The organism is Streptomyces sp. TSRI0107 (assembly GCF_001905845.1).
In the GTDB taxonomy this organism is placed as follows: Bacteria; Actinomycetota; Actinomycetes; order Streptomycetales; family Streptomycetaceae; genus Streptomyces.
Map to the genome: position 1 here is coordinate 190,298 of NZ_LIVZ01000005.1, position 14,532 is coordinate 204,829.

The window sequence follows — 14,532 nt, forward strand, 5'->3', positions numbered from 1 at the left end:
CTGCGGGCGCGGGCATCCGAGCTGACGCCTGTTCCATCGCGAGGCTCGAAGCCGAACCGCCGCCCCCACATCAGAAACACCAGTCCAGTGCCGAACAGCGGCTGCGCGCCGCGCCGACACAACGAGGTTGCCGTACCTATGCGCCACGCTGAAGGAGCCCGCGGTGAGTGCTGACCCGACGCAGGTGCTCGCTTTCGAGACCGACTGCCACATCTTCGACGGTTGTGGCTTCGCCGAGGTATCTCCCGGCCTGCACTCGTTCCTGTTCCAGCCTCTCTGGGGCGATGGCGACAGCAATCTGTACTTCAACAAGACGATGCTGCTCGCGCTGCTCGGCTCGGTCATCATCATCGGCTTCTTCTGGGCCGCTTTCCGTCGCCCGAAGGTCGTCCCCGGCAAGCTCCAGATGGTCGCCGAAGCGGGCTACGACTTCATCCGGCGCGGCGTCGTCTACGAGACGATCGGCAAGAAGGAGGGCGAGAAGTACGTCCCGCTCGTCGTCTCGCTGTTCTTCTTCATCTGGATGATGAACCTCTGGTCGATCATCCCGGTCGCCCAGTTCCCGGTCACGTCGATCATCGCGTACCCGGCAGTGCTGGCGCTGATCGTCTACATCACGTGGGTGTCCCTCACCTTCAAGCGGCACGGCTTCGTCGGCTTCTTCAAGAACGTCACCGGCTACGACAAGTCGCTCGGCCCGGTGCTGCCGCTGTCGATGGCCATCGAGTTCTTCTCGAACATCCTGATCCGGCCGTTCACCCACGCGGTGCGACTCTTCGCGAACATGTTCGCCGGTCACACCCTGCTGCTGCTCTTCACGATCGCCAGCTGGTACCTGCTGAACGGCGTCGGCATCGCCTACGCGGGCGTCTCGTTCGTCATGGTCCTCGTCATGACCGCCTTCGAGCTGTTCGTCCAGGCCCTGCAGGCGTACGTCTTCGTCCTGCTGACCTGCACCTACATTCAGGGCGCTCTCGCCGAGCACCACTGATCAGACGCTTTCCCGACCCCCCAATTCGTCCGGTGGCCAACCCCCACCGGTCCGTAAAGAAAAGGAAGAACTGGCATGTCCCAGACCCTTGCTGCTGTCGAAGGCTCCCTCGGCTCCATCGGTTACGGCCTCGCCGCGATCGGCCCGGGCGTCGGCGTCGGCATCATCTTCGGTAACGGCACCCAGGCTCTCGCCCGCCAGCCCGAGGCGGCCGGCCTGATCCGCGCCAACCAGATCCTCGGCTTCGCCTTCTGTGAGGCGCTGGCCCTGATCGGTCTGGTCATGCCGTTCGTCTACGGCTACTGATCAGCGACACCAGTCCAGCCGACTAGACGAAAGGCACTCACATGAGCCAGCTGCTCATCGCGGCGAGCGAGGGAGAGAACCCCCTCGTCCCGCCGATCCCTGAGCTTGTCATCGGCCTGCTCGCCTTCGTCATCGTCTTCGGCTTCCTCGCCAAGAAGCTCCTCCCGAACATCAACAAGGTTCTGGAAGAGCGCCGCGAGGCCATCGAGGGCGGTATCGAGAAGGCCGAGGCCGCGCAGACCGAGGCCCAGAGCGTCCTCGAGCAGTACAAGGCCCAGCTCGCCGAGGCCCGGCACGAGGCCGCGCGCCTGCGCCAGGAGGCGCAGGAGCAGGGTGCCACGCTCATCGCCGAGATGCGGGCCGAGGGCCAGCGGCAGCGCGAGGAGATCGTCGCCGCCGGTCACGCCCAGATCGAGGCCGACCGCAAGGCCGCCGCGTCCGCGCTGCGCCAGGACGTCGGCAAGCTGGCCACCGAGCTGGCCGGCAAGCTCGTCGGCGAGTCCCTCGAGGACCACGCCCGCCAGAGCCGTGTCATCGACCGGTTCCTCGACGAGCTCGAGGAGAAGGCCGAGGCCGGGCGATGAACGGAGCGAGCCGCGAGGCCCTGGCAGCCACCCGAGAGCGTCTCGACGCGCTGACGGACGCCACGTCCGTCGACGCGGCGCGGCTCGCCGACGAGCTGGCCGCCGTCACCGCGCTGCTCGACCGCGAGGTGTCGCTGCGTCGGGTCTTCACCGACCCGGCGCAGGCCGGTGAGGCCAAGGCCGAGCTGGTCCAGCGGCTGCTCGGCGGCCAGGTCGGCGGCGAGACCGCGGACCTGCTGTCCGGCATGGTGCGCTCCCGCTGGTCGCAGTCCCGCGACCTGGTGGACGCCCTGGAGGAGCTGGCGGACACCGCCGACCTCACCGCCGCTCAGAAGGCGGGCACGCTCGACAACGTCGAGGACGAGCTGTTCCGGTTCGCCCGGATCGTCTCCTCGAACACCGAGCTGCGCGCCGCGCTGACCGACCGCAAGGCCACCGTCTCGGCCAAGGGCGAGCTGCTGCGCAGCCTGCTCGGCGGCCGTGCCGACGCCACCACCGTGCGTCTGGTGACGCGCCTTGTGACCGCGCCGCGGGGACGTAGCCTGGAAGCGGGACTGGAGTCCCTGTCCAAGCTCGCCGCCGACCGCCGGGACCGCATGGTCGCCGTCGTCACCTCGGCGGTGCCGCTGAGCGACCCGCAGAAGCAGCGCCTGGGCGCCGCCCTCGCGAAGCTCTACGGCCGCAAGATGCACCTCAACCTCGACGTGGACCCCGAGGTCCTCGGCGGGATCCGGGTGCAGGTCGGCGACGAGGTCATCAACGGCTCCGTCGCGGACCGCATCGGCGACGCTGAGCGCCGGCTCGCCGGCTGACGCGACGCGACGGCCGCGGCAACTGAACACGCAGTACGTACTTACGGCCCTGGTTGGGCCGTGCAGAGGATTCCTGGGGGTCGCCCCCAGACCCCCAAAGTGAAACTTCGGGCCCAACAAGGAGAGCAGGGAACCCAGATGGCGGAGCTCACGATCCGGCCGGAGGAGATCCGGGACGCGCTGGAGAACTTCGTCCAGTCGTACAAGCCGGACGCGGCCTCGCGCGAGGAGGTCGGTACGGTCACCCTTGCCGGCGACGGCATCGCGAAGGTCGAGGGTCTGCCCTCGGCCATGGCCAACGAACTGCTGAAGTTCGAGGACGGCACCCTCGGCCTCGCCCTCAACCTCGAGGAGCGCGAGATCGGTGCCATCGTCCTCGGTGAGTTCAGCGGCATCGAGGAGGGTCAGCCGGTCACCCGCACCGGTGAGGTCCTCTCCGTCGCGGTCGGCGAGGGCTACCTCGGCCGCGTCGTCGACCCGCTCGGCAACCCGATCGACGGCCTCGGCGAGATCGAGACGTCCGGCCGCCGCGCCCTCGAGCTGCAGGCCCCCACGGTCATGCAGCGCAAGTCGGTGCACGAGCCGATGGAGACCGGCTACAAGGCCGTCGACGCCATGACCCCGATCGGCCGTGGTCAGCGTCAGCTGATCATCGGTGACCGTCAGACCGGCAAGACCGCCCTGGCCGTCGACACGATCATCAACCAGCGTGACAACTGGCGCTCCGGCGACCCGAAGAAGCAGGTCCGCTGCATCTACGTCGCCATCGGCCAGAAGGGCTCCACCATCGCGTCGGTCCGCCGCGCGCTGGAGGAGAACGGTGCGCTGGAGTACACGACCATCGTCGCCGCCCCGGCGTCCGACCCGGCCGGCTTCAAGTACCTCGCCCCCTACACCGGCTCGGCCATCGGCCAGCAGTGGATGTACGAGGGCAAGCACGTCCTGATCATCTTCGACGACCTGTCGAAGCAGGCCGACGCCTACCGCGCCGTGTCGCTGCTGCTGCGCCGCCCGCCGGGCCGTGAGGCCTACCCGGGTGACGTCTTCTACCTGCACTCCCGCCTGCTGGAGCGCTGCGCGAAGCTCTCCGACGACATGGGTGCCGGCTCGATGACCGGTCTGCCGATCGTCGAGACCAAGGCGAACGACGTCTCGGCGTTCATCCCGACCAACGTCATCTCCATCACCGACGGCCAGTGCTTCCTGGAGTCGGACCTGTTCAACGCCGGTCAGCGCCCCGCGCTGAACGTCGGTATCTCCGTCTCCCGAGTCGGTGGTTCCGCGCAGCACAAGGCGATGCGTCAGGTCTCCGGCCGTCTGCGCGTGGACCTCGCCCAGTTCCGTGAGCTGGAGGCGTTCGCCGCCTTCGGTTCCGACCTGGACGCCGCGTCCAAGGCGCAGCTGGAGCGCGGTCAGCGCATGGTCGAGCTGCTGAAGCAGAACCAGTACGAGCCGATGGCCACCGAGGACCAGGTCGTCTCGATCTGGGCCGGCACCACCGGTCGTATGGACGACGTCCCGGTCGCCGACATCCGCCGCTTCGAGAAGGAGCTCCTCGACTACCTGCACCGCCAGGAGCAGGGTCTGATGACCTCCATCAAGGAGGGCGCCAAGATGTCCGACGACACGATCCAGGCGATCGCCGACGCCGTCGCGGCCTTCAAGAAGCAGTTCGAGACCTCGGACGGCAAGCTGCTCGGCGAGGAAGCTCCGGCCGCCCCGAAGGCGACCAGCGCCTCCAAGTGACGTAAGGAAGGGACCTGACTCATGGGAGCCCAGCTCCGGGTCTACAAGCGTCGCATCCGATCCGTCACCGCGACCAAGAAGATCACGAAGGCGATGGAGATGATCGCCGCCTCGCGCGTCGTCAAGGCGCAGCGCAAGGTGGCGGCCTCCACGCCGTACGCGCAGGAACTGACGCGCGCGGTCACCGCGGTCGGCACCGGCTCGAACACCAAGCACCCGCTGACCACGGCCGCCGAGACGGTCACCCGGTCCGCGGTGCTGCTGCTGACCAGCGACCGTGGTCTGGCCGGCGCGTTCAACTCCAACGCCATCAAGGCTGCGGAACAGCTGACCGCACGGCTGGAAGGCGAGGGCAAGCAGGTCGACGTGTACATCGTCGGCCGGCGCGGTGTCGCCCACTACAACTTCCGTGAGCGCACCATCGCGGAGTCGTGGACCGGGTTCACCGACGAGCCGTCGTACGCGGACGCCAAGAAGATCGCGGCGCCGCTGATCGAGGCCATCGAGAAGGACACGGCGGACGGCGGCGTGGACGAGCTCCACATCGTCTACACCGAGTTCGTGTCGATGATGACGCAGACCGCGCTCGACGCGCGCATGCTGCCGCTCAGCCTCGACGAGGTCGCGCAGGAGACCGCCACCAAGGGCGAGATCCTCCCGCTGTACGACTTCGAGCCGTCGGCCGAGGACGTCCTCGACGCGCTGCTGCCGCGGTACGTCGAGAGCCGGATCTACAACGCGCTGCTCCAGTCGGCCGCTTCGAAGCACGCCGCCACGCGGCGCGCGATGAAGTCGGCCACCGACAACGCGGGCGAGCTGATCAACACGCTCTCCCGTCTTGCCAACGCGGCCCGCCAGGCCGAAATCACCCAGGAAATCAGCGAGATCGTCGGTGGCGCGAGCGCCCTGGCCGACGCGACCGCGGGGAGTGACAAGTAATGACCACCACTGCTCAGACGGCCACGGCGACGGGCCGCGTCGCGCGGGTCATCGGCCCGGTCGTCGACGTGGAGTTCCCCGTCGACGCGATGCCGGACATCTACAACGCGCTTCACGTCGAGGTGGCCGACCCGGCCAACGCCGGCGAGAAGAAGACGCTGACCCTGGAGGTCGCCCAGCACCTGGGTGACGGCCTGGTCCGCACCATCTCCATGCAGCCGACCGACGGTCTGGTCCGCCAGGCCCCGGTCACCGACACCGGCGACGGCATCACCGTCCCGGTCGGTGACTTCACCAAGGGCAAGGTGTTCAACACCCTGGGTGAGGTCCTGAACGTCGACGAGCAGTACTCGGGCGAGCGCTGGTCCATCCACCGCAAGGCCCCGAACTTCGACGAGCTCGAGTCGAAGACCGAGATGTTCGAGACCGGCGTCAAGGTCATCGACCTTCTCACCCCGTACGTCAAGGGTGGAAAGATCGGTCTGTTCGGTGGTGCCGGCGTCGGCAAGACGGTGCTCATCCAGGAGATGATCTACCGCGTCGCCAACAACCACGACGGTGTGTCGGTGTTCGCCGGTGTCGGTGAGCGCACCCGTGAGGGCAACGACCTCATCGACGAGATGAGCGACTCGGGCGTCATCGACAAGACCGCGCTGGTCTTCGGCCAGATGGACGAGCCCCCGGGCACCCGTCTGCGCGTGGCCCTGGCCGGTCTGACCATGGCGGAGTACTTCCGCGATGTGCAGAAGCAGGACGTGCTGTTCTTCATCGACAACATCTTCCGCTTCACCCAGGCCGGTTCCGAGGTGTCGACCCTGCTCGGCCGTATGCCCTCCGCGGTGGGTTACCAGCCGAACCTGGCCGACGAGATGGGTCTCCTCCAGGAGCGCATCACCTCGACCCGTGGTCACTCGATCACCTCGATGCAGGCGATCTACGTCCCCGCGGACGACCTGACCGACCCGGCCCCGGCCACCACGTTCGCCCACCTCGACGCGACGACGGTTCTCTCCCGTCCGATCTCCGAGAAGGGCATCTACCCGGCCGTGGACCCGCTGGACTCGACGTCCCGCATCCTGGACCCGCGGTACATCGCGCAGGACCACTACAACGCGGCCATGCGCGTGAAGAACATCCTGCAGAAGTACAAGGACCTCCAGGACATCATCGCGATCCTCGGTATCGACGAGCTGGGCGAGGAGGACAAGCTCGTCGTCCACCGTGCCCGTCGCGTGGAGCGCTTCCTGTCCCAGAACACCCACGTCGCCAAGCAGTTCACCGGCGTGGACGGTTCGGACGTGCCGCTGGACGAGTCGATCGCCGCGTTCAACGCGATCTGCGACGGCGAGTACGACCACTTCCCGGAGCAGGCGTTCTTCATGTGCGGTGGTCTCGAGGACCTGAAGAACAACGCCAAGGAGCTGGGCGTCTCCTGAGCCTCGTGCTCTGGCCGGAGGGGGCGGGTGCGTCCCGCCCCCTCCGGCACGCCTACTAGACTTGTAACCAACACCCGGCAGAACCGCCGGGTGGTGACCCGAGGAGCCAACCTTGGCTGCTGAGCTGCACGTCGCGCTGGTCGCGGCCGACCGAGAGGTCTGGTCCGGCGAGGCCACCCTGGTCGTCGCGCGCACCACGTCCGGCGACATCGGCGTCATGCCCGGTCACCAGCCGCTGCTCGGTGTGCTGGAGTCGGGCCCGGTGACCATCCGTACGAGTGATGGTGGAACGGTCGTCGCCGCGGTGCACGGCGGTTTCGTCTCGTTCGCGGACAACAAGCTGTCGCTGCTGGCCGAGATCGCCGAGCTGTCGGACGAGATCGACGTCCAGCGCGCGGAGCGGGAGCTCGAGCGCGCGAAGGCGGAGGGCGACGCCACCGCCGAGCGCCGCGCGGACGTCCGACTGCGTGCGGCGGCGGCGCGCTGACCCCGAGGGTCCCTCCCGGGCCGATTAGGCTCTGGGGGAGCGCCGAGTACTGACGTCACTCAGCCGCGGTCGGCACCGGAGCAATCCGGAGCCGGCCGCGGCTGAGGCAGATATAGAGGTTTTTTCCGTTCCGTTACCTAGGAGACGAGGAGGTCGGTGTCGATGGTCCTCGCTCTGACTGTGTGCGGAATCGTCGTCGCCCTCGTGGTGCTGGGGCTGTTCGTCTTCGGTCTGCGCCGCAGACTCATCCAGCGTTCCGGCGGCACCTTCGACTGTTCCCTGCGCTGGGACGCCCCGGAGCAGGACGACACCAGCGGCAAGGGCTGGGCCTACGGAGTGGCCCGCTACAACGGCGACCGCGTCGAGTGGTATCGCGTCTTCTCCTACGCCCCGCGCCCGCGCCGGGTCCTGGAGCGCTCGGCGATCGAGGTGGCCGGCCGGCGTCTGCCCGAGGGCGAGGAGGAGCTGGCGCTGCTCTCCGACGCGGTGATCCTCGCCTGTCTGCACCGGGGCACGCGGCTGGAGCTCGCCATGAGCGAAGACGCGCTGACCGGTTTCCTCGCGTGGCTTGAGGCAGCCCCGCCCGGTCAGCGCGTCAATGTCGCCTAGTACTGCTTGAGGTTTACTTCAGGCCGTTGGCCATGGCTCCCACCAGCTCACCGTTGCCGGTGTCGCCGCTGAACTCCCAGAAGAAGGCACCGCCCAGGCCCTGGTTCTTGGCCCACGTCATCTTGCTGCCGATGGTCGCCGGGGTGTCGTACGACCACCAGTTGGTGCCGCAGTGCGCGTACGCGGTGCCGGCGATGGTGCCGGTGGCCGGGCAGCTGTTCTTCAGGACCTTGTAGTCCTCGATGCCGGCCTCGTAGGTGCCGGCCGCCGGGCCGGTCGCGGTGCCGCCCGGGGTGGACTGGGTGACGCCGGTCCAGCCGCGCCCGTAGAAGCCGATGCCCAGCAGCAGCTTGGTCGCGGGCACACCGGTGGCCTTGAACTTGGCGATCGCCTCGGCGGAGTTGAAGCCCTGCTGCGGGATGCCGGAGTACGAGGTCAGCGGCGAGTGCGGGGCGGTGGGCCCGTTCTTCGCCCAGGCGCCGAAGAAGTCGTACGTCATCACGTTGTACCAGTCGATGTACTGCGCGGCGGTGCCGTAGTCGGCGGCCTCGATCTTGCCGCCGGCGCTGGCGTCGGCGGTGACGGCCGCGGTGACCAGGGCGTCGTTGCCGAACTCGGCGCGCATGGCCTTCATCATGCTGCTGAAGGCGTTCTTGGCGCTGGTGGTGTCGCAGCTGAGGCCGCAGGCGTTCGGGTACTCCCAGTCCAGGTCGATGCCGTCGAAGACGTCGGCCCAGCGCGGGTCCTCCACCAGGTCGTGGCAGGACTTGGCGAAGGCGGCCGGGTTCTTCACGGCGTCGGGGAAGCCGCCGGACCAGGTCCAGCCGCCGAACGACCACAGCACCTTGATGTGCGGGTACTTGGCCTTCAGCTTGCGCAGCTGGTTGAAGTTGCCGCGCAGCGGCTGGTCCCAGGTGTCGGCGACGCCGTCGACGGACTGGTCGGCGGTGTAGGCCTTGTCGTAGTCGGCGTAGGCGTCACCGATGGTGCACTTGCCGCCCTGGACGTTGCCGAAGGCGTAGTTGATGTGCGTGATCTTCTCCGCGGAGCCGGAGGTGACCAGGTTCTTCACGTGGTAGTTGCGCCCGTAGACGCCCCAGTTGGTGAAGTAGCCGAGGTTCACCTTGGCGCCGGGCTGCGGGCCGGGGCCGCCGTCGTCGCCGGTGGTGCGGACCGCGACCGCGCCGCTGACCGGGCCGGTCTGGTCGGCGGTGTCCCGCGCCTGGACGGTGTACGAGTAGTCGGTGGCCTTGGTCAGGCCGGTGTCCGTGTAGCTCGTTCCGGTGACGGTGGCGACCTTGGCGCCGCCGCGCAGGACGTCGTAGTTCTTGACGCCCTTGTCGTCGGTGGCCGCGCTCCAGCTGAGCTTCACCGAGGTGTCGGTGATGCCGGAGGCCGTCGGGGTGCCGGGGGCGCTCGGCGGGTTGTCGCCGGGGACGGTCGGGCCGCCGTCACAACTGCCGCCGTTGAGCTTGCAGTTGGCGGGGGCGCCGGTGCCGGTGCCGTTGAAGCCGAAGGTGACCGAGGCGCCGGGGGCGAGTGAGCCGTTCCAGGACTTGTTCTTGGCGGTCCAGTGGTTGCCGGAGGAGGTGATGTCGGCGTCCCAGCCGGAGGTGACGGACGTTCCGGAGGGGAAGTCCCACTCGACCGTCCAGGAGCTGATGGCCGTGGTGCCGGTGTTCTTGACGGTCCACTTGCCCTCGAAGCCGTTGCCCCAGTCCTGGGACTTGACGTAGGTGGCGGTGGCCTCGGTGGCGGCCTGCGCGGGGCTGGCGAGTCCGACCAGTCCGGCGAAGGGGAGCAACAGGGTCGCGAACCCTGCCGCGGCTCTGTGTCTGAAGCGCATTCCGCGCCTCCTTATGGGGATGTTGGGGGCGTGACTGAGCCTTCACGCCCACGGTGCCGCGAGAATAGAAAGGTCTGGACCATAGGTCAATAGGTCTGGACCACTCCCCAGGTCGCCGCGGGTGCCCCCCCTCAGATGCCCAACTCCTGCGCCAGCACGGCAGCTTGCACCCGGCTGCGCAGCCCGAGCTTCCCCAGCAGCCGGCTGACGTGCGTCTTCACCGTGGCCTCCGCCATGTCCAGCCGCCCCGCGATCTCCGCGTTCGACAGCCCCTCCCCGAGACACGACAGCACCTCGCGCTCCCGCCGCGTCAACTGTCCCAGCACTGCCGGCTCCGCCTTCGGCTCCCGCGCCGGCCCGGCCGCGAACTCGGCGATGAGCCGGCGCGTCACGGCCGGCGCGATCAGCCCCTCCCCGCCCGCCACCGTCCGCACCGCCGCCAGCAGATCCCTCGCCTCGGTGTTCTTCAGCAGGAACCCGGACGCGCCCGCGCGCAGTGCCCCGAACACGTACTCGTCGAGGTCGAACGTGGTCAGCACCAGCACGTCCGCCAGCCCCTCCGCGACCACCTGCCGAGTCGCCGACACCCCGTCGAGCCGGGGCATCTGAACGTCCATCAGCACCAGGTCCGGCCGCAGCTCGCGGGCCAGCGCCACCGCCTGCTCGCCGTCCGCCGCCTCGCCGACCACCTCGATGTCGGGCGCGCTGCCCAGGATGAGCACCAGCCCGGCGCGGACGGCGGACTGGTCCTCGGCGACGAGGACGCGGATCATGCGGGGTCTCCTTCGACGGTGGGAAGTGTCGCGCGTACGGCCCAGATCTTGCCGTCCGCCGAGTCCTCGGGGCCCGCCTCCAGCGTGCCGTGCAGCAGGCCGGCCCGCTCCCGCATCCCGACCAGCCCCGCCCCGGAGCCGGGCGCGCGCGGGGCGTCCCGGTCGCCGTACGGGCTGGTCACGGCGATGGTGAGCGAGCCGTCGAGCTGGGCGAGGGTCACGTCGACGGGGCCGGGCCCGGCGTGCTTGAGGGCGTTGGTCAGGCACTCCTGGACGATCCGGTAGGCGGCCAGTTCCACCGGCGCGGGCAGGCCGCGGTCGTACTCGGCGCGCAGGGTGACGTCGAGGCCGTTGGCGCGGGCGGTGTCGACCAGCGTGCCCAGGCCGTCGAGGGTGGGTGCGGCGGACGGCCCGGTGTCGGCGCCCGCGTCCCGGAGGATGCCGATGAGGCGGCGCATCTCGGCCAGGCCCTCCACGCTGTTCTCCCGGATGACGCCGAGGGCCCTGCGGGTGGTGTCCGGGTCGTCCAGGGACAGCGCGGCCGTGGAGTGGATGGCGATCGCCGAGAGATGGTTGGCGACCAGGTCGTGCAACTCCCGCGCCATCCGCGCCCGCTCGGCCCCGACCGCCTGCACCCGGTCCATCTCGGCCAGCAGCGCGGTCTGCTCGGCGCGCAGCCGCGCGGCCTCGGCGGCCTCGCGGTGGTTGCGCACGATCAGGCCGGTGGAGGCGGGCGCGAACGCGACGATGGCGACGCCCGCGCCGATCAGCAGCGCCTCGGGCACGCGCCACGCCGCGAACGACACCCCCGTCGCCGCCACCGACATCAGTCCGGTGATCCAGGGGATGCGCCGGGCCGAGGCCGGGGTGCCGTACAGCACGGCCGCGTACATCACGTCGGTGAACATCACCAGGGTGGCCAGGTTGCCCTGGGTCATGGTGTCCAGGGTCAGCGCGGCCGTGGCCGTCAGCAGGGCGGTGCGCGGGGCGGCCCGGCGCATCAGCTCGCAGCCCGCCATCACCGCCAGCGGGACCAGCAGCGGCCAGCGTCCCGGGAAGAGCACGATGGGTTCACCGGCCGGGCGGGTGGCCAGGCCGATGCCCCACAGCAGCAGCCCGCCGAGCAGCCCGGCCAGCGCGACGTACGCGTCGAAGCGGTGCGGGCGGGGGAGTCGCGGAGCGGCCATGAACCCATCCAACACGGCGCGCGCCGCGCTCGCCTGATCCCCGCGGACGGTCCTCGACTGCATCTTTCGATGTACCGCGAGTTCGTCACCGCCGACGACGATCTCCGCCGCTTCCGCCGGGAGCCTGGAAGGGTGACCGAAGGGAGCATGTCGTGATCGTCACGTTGATCATCGCCTGCGAGGTCGGCTTCTGGGTGCTGCTGGCGCTGGGCCTCGCCGTCCGCTATCTGCTGAAGTGGCGCCGCACCAGCGTCGTCGTGCTGTTGTGCGAGCCGGTCCTGGAGCTGGTGCTGTTCGTGGCGACGGCGATCGACCTGAAGAACGGGGCCGAGCCGAGCTGGGAGCACGGCGTCGCGGCGCTGTACATCGGCTACACGGTGGCGTTCGGCCACTACACCATCCGCTGGCTCGACGGCCACGCCGCGCACCGCCTGGCCGGCGCCCCGCCCCCGCCGAAGCCCCCGCGCTACGGCCGCGGCCGCGCCGTGCACGAGGCGAAGCTGTGGCTGCGCGCGGTGCTCGGCGGCGCGGTCGCGCTGGGGCTGCTCCAGCTCGCGGTCTGGTACGTCGGCGACTCCGGGGACGTCGGTTCGCTGCGCTCGTTCCAGTGGGTGGCGCTGCGGGTGGTCGGCATCTACGGCCTGATCGCGCTGTCGTACACCGTCTGGCCGCGCAAGGCGCCGGCGGGGGAGCAGGACTCAGCGCTCACCGCCCGGGACCCAGAGCACGTCCCCGACGTCCTTGTTCGCGATCCGCGCAAGGATGAAGAGCAGGTCCGATAGGCGGTTGAGGTAGGTGGCCGTCAGGGGGTTCATGGTCTCGCCGTGGACCTCCATCGCCGCCCACGTGGACCGCTCCGCCCGGCGGACGACCGTGCAGGCCTGGTGCAGCAGGGCCGCGCCGGGCGTGCCGCCGGGCAGGATGAAGGAGCGCAGCTTCTCCAGCAGCTCGTTGAAGCGGTCGCAGTCCTCCTCCAGCCGGTCGATGTAGAACTGCTCCACCCGCAGCGGCGGGTACTCGGGGTTCTCCACGACCGGCGTCGACAGGTCCGCGCCCACGTCGAACAGGTCGTTCTGCACGCGGGTGAGGACCTTGACGACCTCCTCGTCCAGACCGCCCAGCGCGATCGCCGTGCCGATCACCGCGTTGGCCTCGTTGGCGTCGGCGTAGGCGGAGATCCGCAGGTCCGTCTTGGCGACCCGGCTCATGTCGCCGAGGGCGGTGGTGCCCTGGTCACCGGTCCTGGTGTAGATGCGCGTTAGATTGACCATGTGGCCAGCGTAGTGACCGGCTAGGCCCCGGCGGTACGGAAGACCCGTGTGCCCACCGTCACGGAGAGCACGGCGAGGCCGACGGCGACCAGGGTGCCGTAGAGCATGTCCGCGGTCGTGTAGTGGCCGACGTACGCGTCCCGCATGGCGTCCACCAGGTAGCGGAACGGCACGCAGTGGGAGAGGACGTCCAGCCAGGCCGGTCCGAGACTCATCGGCAGCATCAGGCCGGACAGCAGCATGGACGGCATGCTGACGGCATTGATCAGCGGCCCGAACTCCTGCGGACTGCGCATCCTCATCGCCAGCGCGTACGACAGCGAGGCGAGCGAGACGGTCAGCAGGGCGACGAAGCCGAAGCCGATCAGCACGCCGGCCAGCGGTGCCCGCAGCCCCATCAGCAGCGCGGCCAGCACCAGCAGCACCGCCTGGAAGACGAACACGGTGGCGTCCCGCAGGACCCGGCCCAGCAGCAGCGCCAGCCGGTTGACGGGGGTCACGCGCATCCGCTCGACGACGCCCTCGCCCTTCTCGACGAGGATCATGAACCCGGCGAACAGGGCTCCGAAGAGTCCGAGTTGCATCAGCAGCCCCGGCACCAGCACCTGCCAGGAACTGCCCTGCCCGCCCAGCGGCAGACCGGTGAGCAGCGGACCGAAGAACAGCAGATAGAGCAGGGGCATGAAGGCGCCGAAGAGCATCGCGAAGCGGGAGCGCAGGGTCTGGCGGGCGTACCGCCCGTAGATCAGCGCGGTGTCGTGCAGCAGCATCCGGTGGCTCCTATACGGCGACGGGGGCGGCGTCGGCCGGGACCGTCCCGCGGCCGGTGATGGCGAGGAACGTCTCCTGGAGGGTGGCGTCGACGGAGCCGCCGTACCGGAGCTTCAGCGCGGCCGGGGTGCCCTCGGCCGCCACCGTTCCCCGGTCGACGACGACCAGCCGGTCGGAGAGGGCGTCGGCCTCGTCGAGGTAGTGGGTGGTCAGGAAGACGGTCGTGCCGTGCTCGTCGCGCAGCCGGCGGACCAGCTCCCACAGGTCGGCGCGGGCGGCGGGGTCGAGGCCGGTCGTCGGCTCGTCGAGGAAGAGGACCCGGGGGCGGTGGGTGAGCGCCATCGCGATGTCGAGGCGGCGGCGCTGGCCGCCGGACAGCTCCGCGGTCCTGCGGTCGAGGAGGCCGGTGAGGTCCAGCTCGTGCGCCAGCTCCTCGGCGCGCTCGCGGGCCCGGGCCTTCGGCAGGCGGTACAGGCGGCCCTGGGTGACCAGTTCCTCGCGCACCCCGATCTGTCCGTCGACGCCGCCCGACTGGGCCACGTAACCGCACGCGCGGCGCACTCCCACGGGGTCGGTCGCCAGGTCGCAGCCCGCGACGGTGGCGGCGCCGCCGGTGGGCTTCAGCAGCGTGGTGAGCATCCGCAGGGTGGTGGTCTTGCCCGCCCCGTTGGGGCCCAGGAAGCCGAGGATCTCGCCCGGCCGCACGGTGAGGTCGATGCCGCGGACGGCCTCCACGGCGCCCTGTTTCGTCTGGAAGGTACGGGCCAGTCCGGC

At 69.7% G+C, this 14,532-nt stretch carries 15 protein-coding genes and 1 pseudogene; 10 read left to right on the top strand and 6 right to left on the bottom strand.

Annotated features, from left to right (window positions below):
- The first annotated feature begins 163 nt into the window (after nt 1–163).
- From atpB to AMK31_RS14705, 9 genes are all read left to right on the top strand, one after another.
- Nucleotides 164–991, top strand: a complete 828-nt coding sequence (gene atpB, locus AMK31_RS14665) for a F0F1 ATP synthase subunit A (RefSeq protein WP_073940948.1) — start codon at nt 164–166, stop codon at nt 989–991.
- A gap of 75 nt (nt 992–1,066) precedes the next feature.
- A complete protein-coding gene (gene atpE, locus AMK31_RS14670) occupies nt 1,067–1,297 on the top strand; it encodes an ATP synthase F0 subunit C (RefSeq protein WP_009321656.1) in 231 nt (76 codons plus the stop codon).
- Between the two features lie 41 nt (nt 1,298–1,338).
- A complete protein-coding gene (locus AMK31_RS14675) occupies nt 1,339–1,881 on the top strand; it encodes a F0F1 ATP synthase subunit B (protein WP_073940949.1) in 543 nt (180 codons plus the stop codon).
- The gene (locus AMK31_RS14680; protein ID WP_073940950.1) at nt 1,878–2,693 is read left to right on the top strand and encodes a F0F1 ATP synthase subunit delta; all 816 of its coding nucleotides are present in this window, start codon (nt 1,878–1,880) and stop codon (nt 2,691–2,693) included. Before AMK31_RS14675 ends, AMK31_RS14680 begins: the two co-directional genes overlap by 4 nt.
- Nucleotides 2,694–2,831: 138 nt before the next feature.
- Nucleotides 2,832–4,439: a F0F1 ATP synthase subunit alpha gene (gene atpA, locus AMK31_RS14685; RefSeq protein WP_073940951.1), complete on the top strand. Its 1,608-nt coding sequence runs from the start codon at nt 2,832–2,834 to the stop codon at nt 4,437–4,439.
- A gap of 21 nt (nt 4,440–4,460) precedes the next feature.
- Complete coding sequence (locus AMK31_RS14690) at nt 4,461–5,378, top strand: F0F1 ATP synthase subunit gamma (RefSeq protein ID WP_073940952.1); 918 nt, start codon at nt 4,461–4,463, stop codon at nt 5,376–5,378.
- Nucleotides 5,378–6,814 (top strand): F0F1 ATP synthase subunit beta, encoded by a 1,437-nt coding sequence (atpD, locus tag AMK31_RS14695; RefSeq protein WP_073940953.1) that lies wholly within the window; start codon nt 5,378–5,380, stop codon nt 6,812–6,814. The genes AMK31_RS14690 and atpD overlap by 1 nt, the downstream gene beginning before the upstream one ends.
- Nucleotides 6,815–6,926: 112 nt before the next feature.
- Nucleotides 6,927–7,301, top strand: coding sequence for a F0F1 ATP synthase subunit epsilon (locus tag AMK31_RS14700; protein ID WP_073940954.1), 375 nt, complete (start codon nt 6,927–6,929; stop codon nt 7,299–7,301).
- 162 nt (nt 7,302–7,463) lie between these two features.
- The gene (locus AMK31_RS14705; RefSeq protein WP_073940955.1) at nt 7,464–7,910 is read left to right on the top strand and encodes a DUF2550 domain-containing protein; all 447 of its coding nucleotides are present in this window, start codon (nt 7,464–7,466) and stop codon (nt 7,908–7,910) included.
- A gap of 13 nt (nt 7,911–7,923) precedes the next feature.
- Here the strand turns inward: AMK31_RS14705 and AMK31_RS14710 are convergent, their stop codons facing one another.
- The 3 genes from AMK31_RS14710 to AMK31_RS14720 form a co-directional block, all read right to left on the bottom strand.
- Nucleotides 7,924–9,756 carry a glycoside hydrolase family 18 chitinase gene (locus AMK31_RS14710; RefSeq protein WP_073940956.1) on the bottom strand — a complete coding sequence of 611 codons (1,833 nt, stop codon included), beginning with the start codon at nt 9,754–9,756 and terminating at the stop codon, nt 7,924–7,926.
- A 131-nt stretch (nt 9,757–9,887) separates the two neighbouring features.
- Nucleotides 9,888–10,529 carry a response regulator gene (locus AMK31_RS14715; RefSeq protein ID WP_073940957.1) on the bottom strand — a complete coding sequence of 214 codons (642 nt, stop codon included), beginning with the start codon at nt 10,527–10,529 and terminating at the stop codon, nt 9,888–9,890.
- Nucleotides 10,526–11,716: a sensor histidine kinase gene (locus tag AMK31_RS14720; RefSeq protein ID WP_073940958.1), complete on the bottom strand. Its 1,191-nt coding sequence runs from the start codon at nt 11,714–11,716 to the stop codon at nt 10,526–10,528. Before AMK31_RS14720 ends, AMK31_RS14715 begins: the two co-directional genes overlap by 4 nt.
- 152 nt (nt 11,717–11,868) lie before the next feature.
- Between AMK31_RS14720 and AMK31_RS14725 the strand changes: the two genes are divergently transcribed.
- Nucleotides 11,869–12,498 carry a hypothetical protein gene (locus tag AMK31_RS14725; protein WP_073940959.1) on the top strand — a complete coding sequence of 210 codons (630 nt, stop codon included), beginning with the start codon at nt 11,869–11,871 and terminating at the stop codon, nt 12,496–12,498.
- Here the strand turns inward: AMK31_RS14725 and AMK31_RS14730 are convergent.
- The 3 genes and pseudogenes from AMK31_RS14730 to AMK31_RS14740 all read right to left on the bottom strand — a co-directional run.
- Nucleotides 12,415–12,987 carry a cob(I)yrinic acid a,c-diamide adenosyltransferase gene (locus AMK31_RS14730; RefSeq protein ID WP_073940960.1) on the bottom strand — a complete coding sequence of 191 codons (573 nt, stop codon included), beginning with the start codon at nt 12,985–12,987 and terminating at the stop codon, nt 12,415–12,417. The two genes, AMK31_RS14725 and AMK31_RS14730, sit on opposite strands and share 84 nt — an antisense overlap.
- 20 nt (nt 12,988–13,007) lie before the next feature.
- On the bottom strand, nt 13,008–13,757 hold the full coding sequence (locus tag AMK31_RS14735) for an ABC transporter permease (protein ID WP_073940961.1): 750 nt from the start codon (nt 13,755–13,757) through the stop codon (nt 13,008–13,010).
- Nucleotides 13,758–13,767: 10 nt separating this feature from the next.
- A pseudogene (locus tag AMK31_RS14740) lies at nt 13,768–14,469 on the bottom strand (ABC transporter ATP-binding protein); the annotation flags it as partial.
- Between the last annotated feature and the right edge of the window lie 63 nt (nt 14,470–14,532).

Bases quoted from the DNA above. Each gene is read 5' to 3' on its own strand.
- atpA (WP_073940951.1), top strand. From the start codon at position 2,832: ATGGCGGAGCTCACGATCCGGCCGGAGGAGATCCGGGACGCGCTGGAG.
- AMK31_RS14710 (WP_073940956.1), bottom strand. From the start codon at position 9,756: ATGCGCTTCAGACACAGAGCCGCGGCAGGGTTCGCGACCCTGTTGCTC.
- atpE (WP_009321656.1), top strand. From the start codon at position 1,067: ATGTCCCAGACCCTTGCTGCTGTCGAAGGCTCCCTCGGCTCCATCGGT.
- AMK31_RS14715 (WP_073940957.1), bottom strand. From the start codon at position 10,529: ATGATCCGCGTCCTCGTCGCCGAGGACCAGTCCGCCGTCCGCGCCGGG.
- atpD (WP_073940953.1), top strand. From the start codon at position 5,378: ATGACCACCACTGCTCAGACGGCCACGGCGACGGGCCGCGTCGCGCGG.
- AMK31_RS14680 (WP_073940950.1), top strand. From the start codon at position 1,878: ATGAACGGAGCGAGCCGCGAGGCCCTGGCAGCCACCCGAGAGCGTCTC.
- AMK31_RS14730 (WP_073940960.1), bottom strand. From the start codon at position 12,987: ATGGTCAATCTAACGCGCATCTACACCAGGACCGGTGACCAGGGCACC.
- AMK31_RS14720 (WP_073940958.1), bottom strand. From the start codon at position 11,716: ATGGCCGCTCCGCGACTCCCCCGCCCGCACCGCTTCGACGCGTACGTC.
- AMK31_RS14735 (WP_073940961.1), bottom strand. From the start codon at position 13,757: ATGCTGCTGCACGACACCGCGCTGATCTACGGGCGGTACGCCCGCCAG.
- AMK31_RS14705 (WP_073940955.1), top strand. From the start codon at position 7,464: ATGGTCCTCGCTCTGACTGTGTGCGGAATCGTCGTCGCCCTCGTGGTG.
- AMK31_RS14690 (WP_073940952.1), top strand. From the start codon at position 4,461: ATGGGAGCCCAGCTCCGGGTCTACAAGCGTCGCATCCGATCCGTCACC.
- AMK31_RS14675 (WP_073940949.1), top strand. From the start codon at position 1,339: ATGAGCCAGCTGCTCATCGCGGCGAGCGAGGGAGAGAACCCCCTCGTC.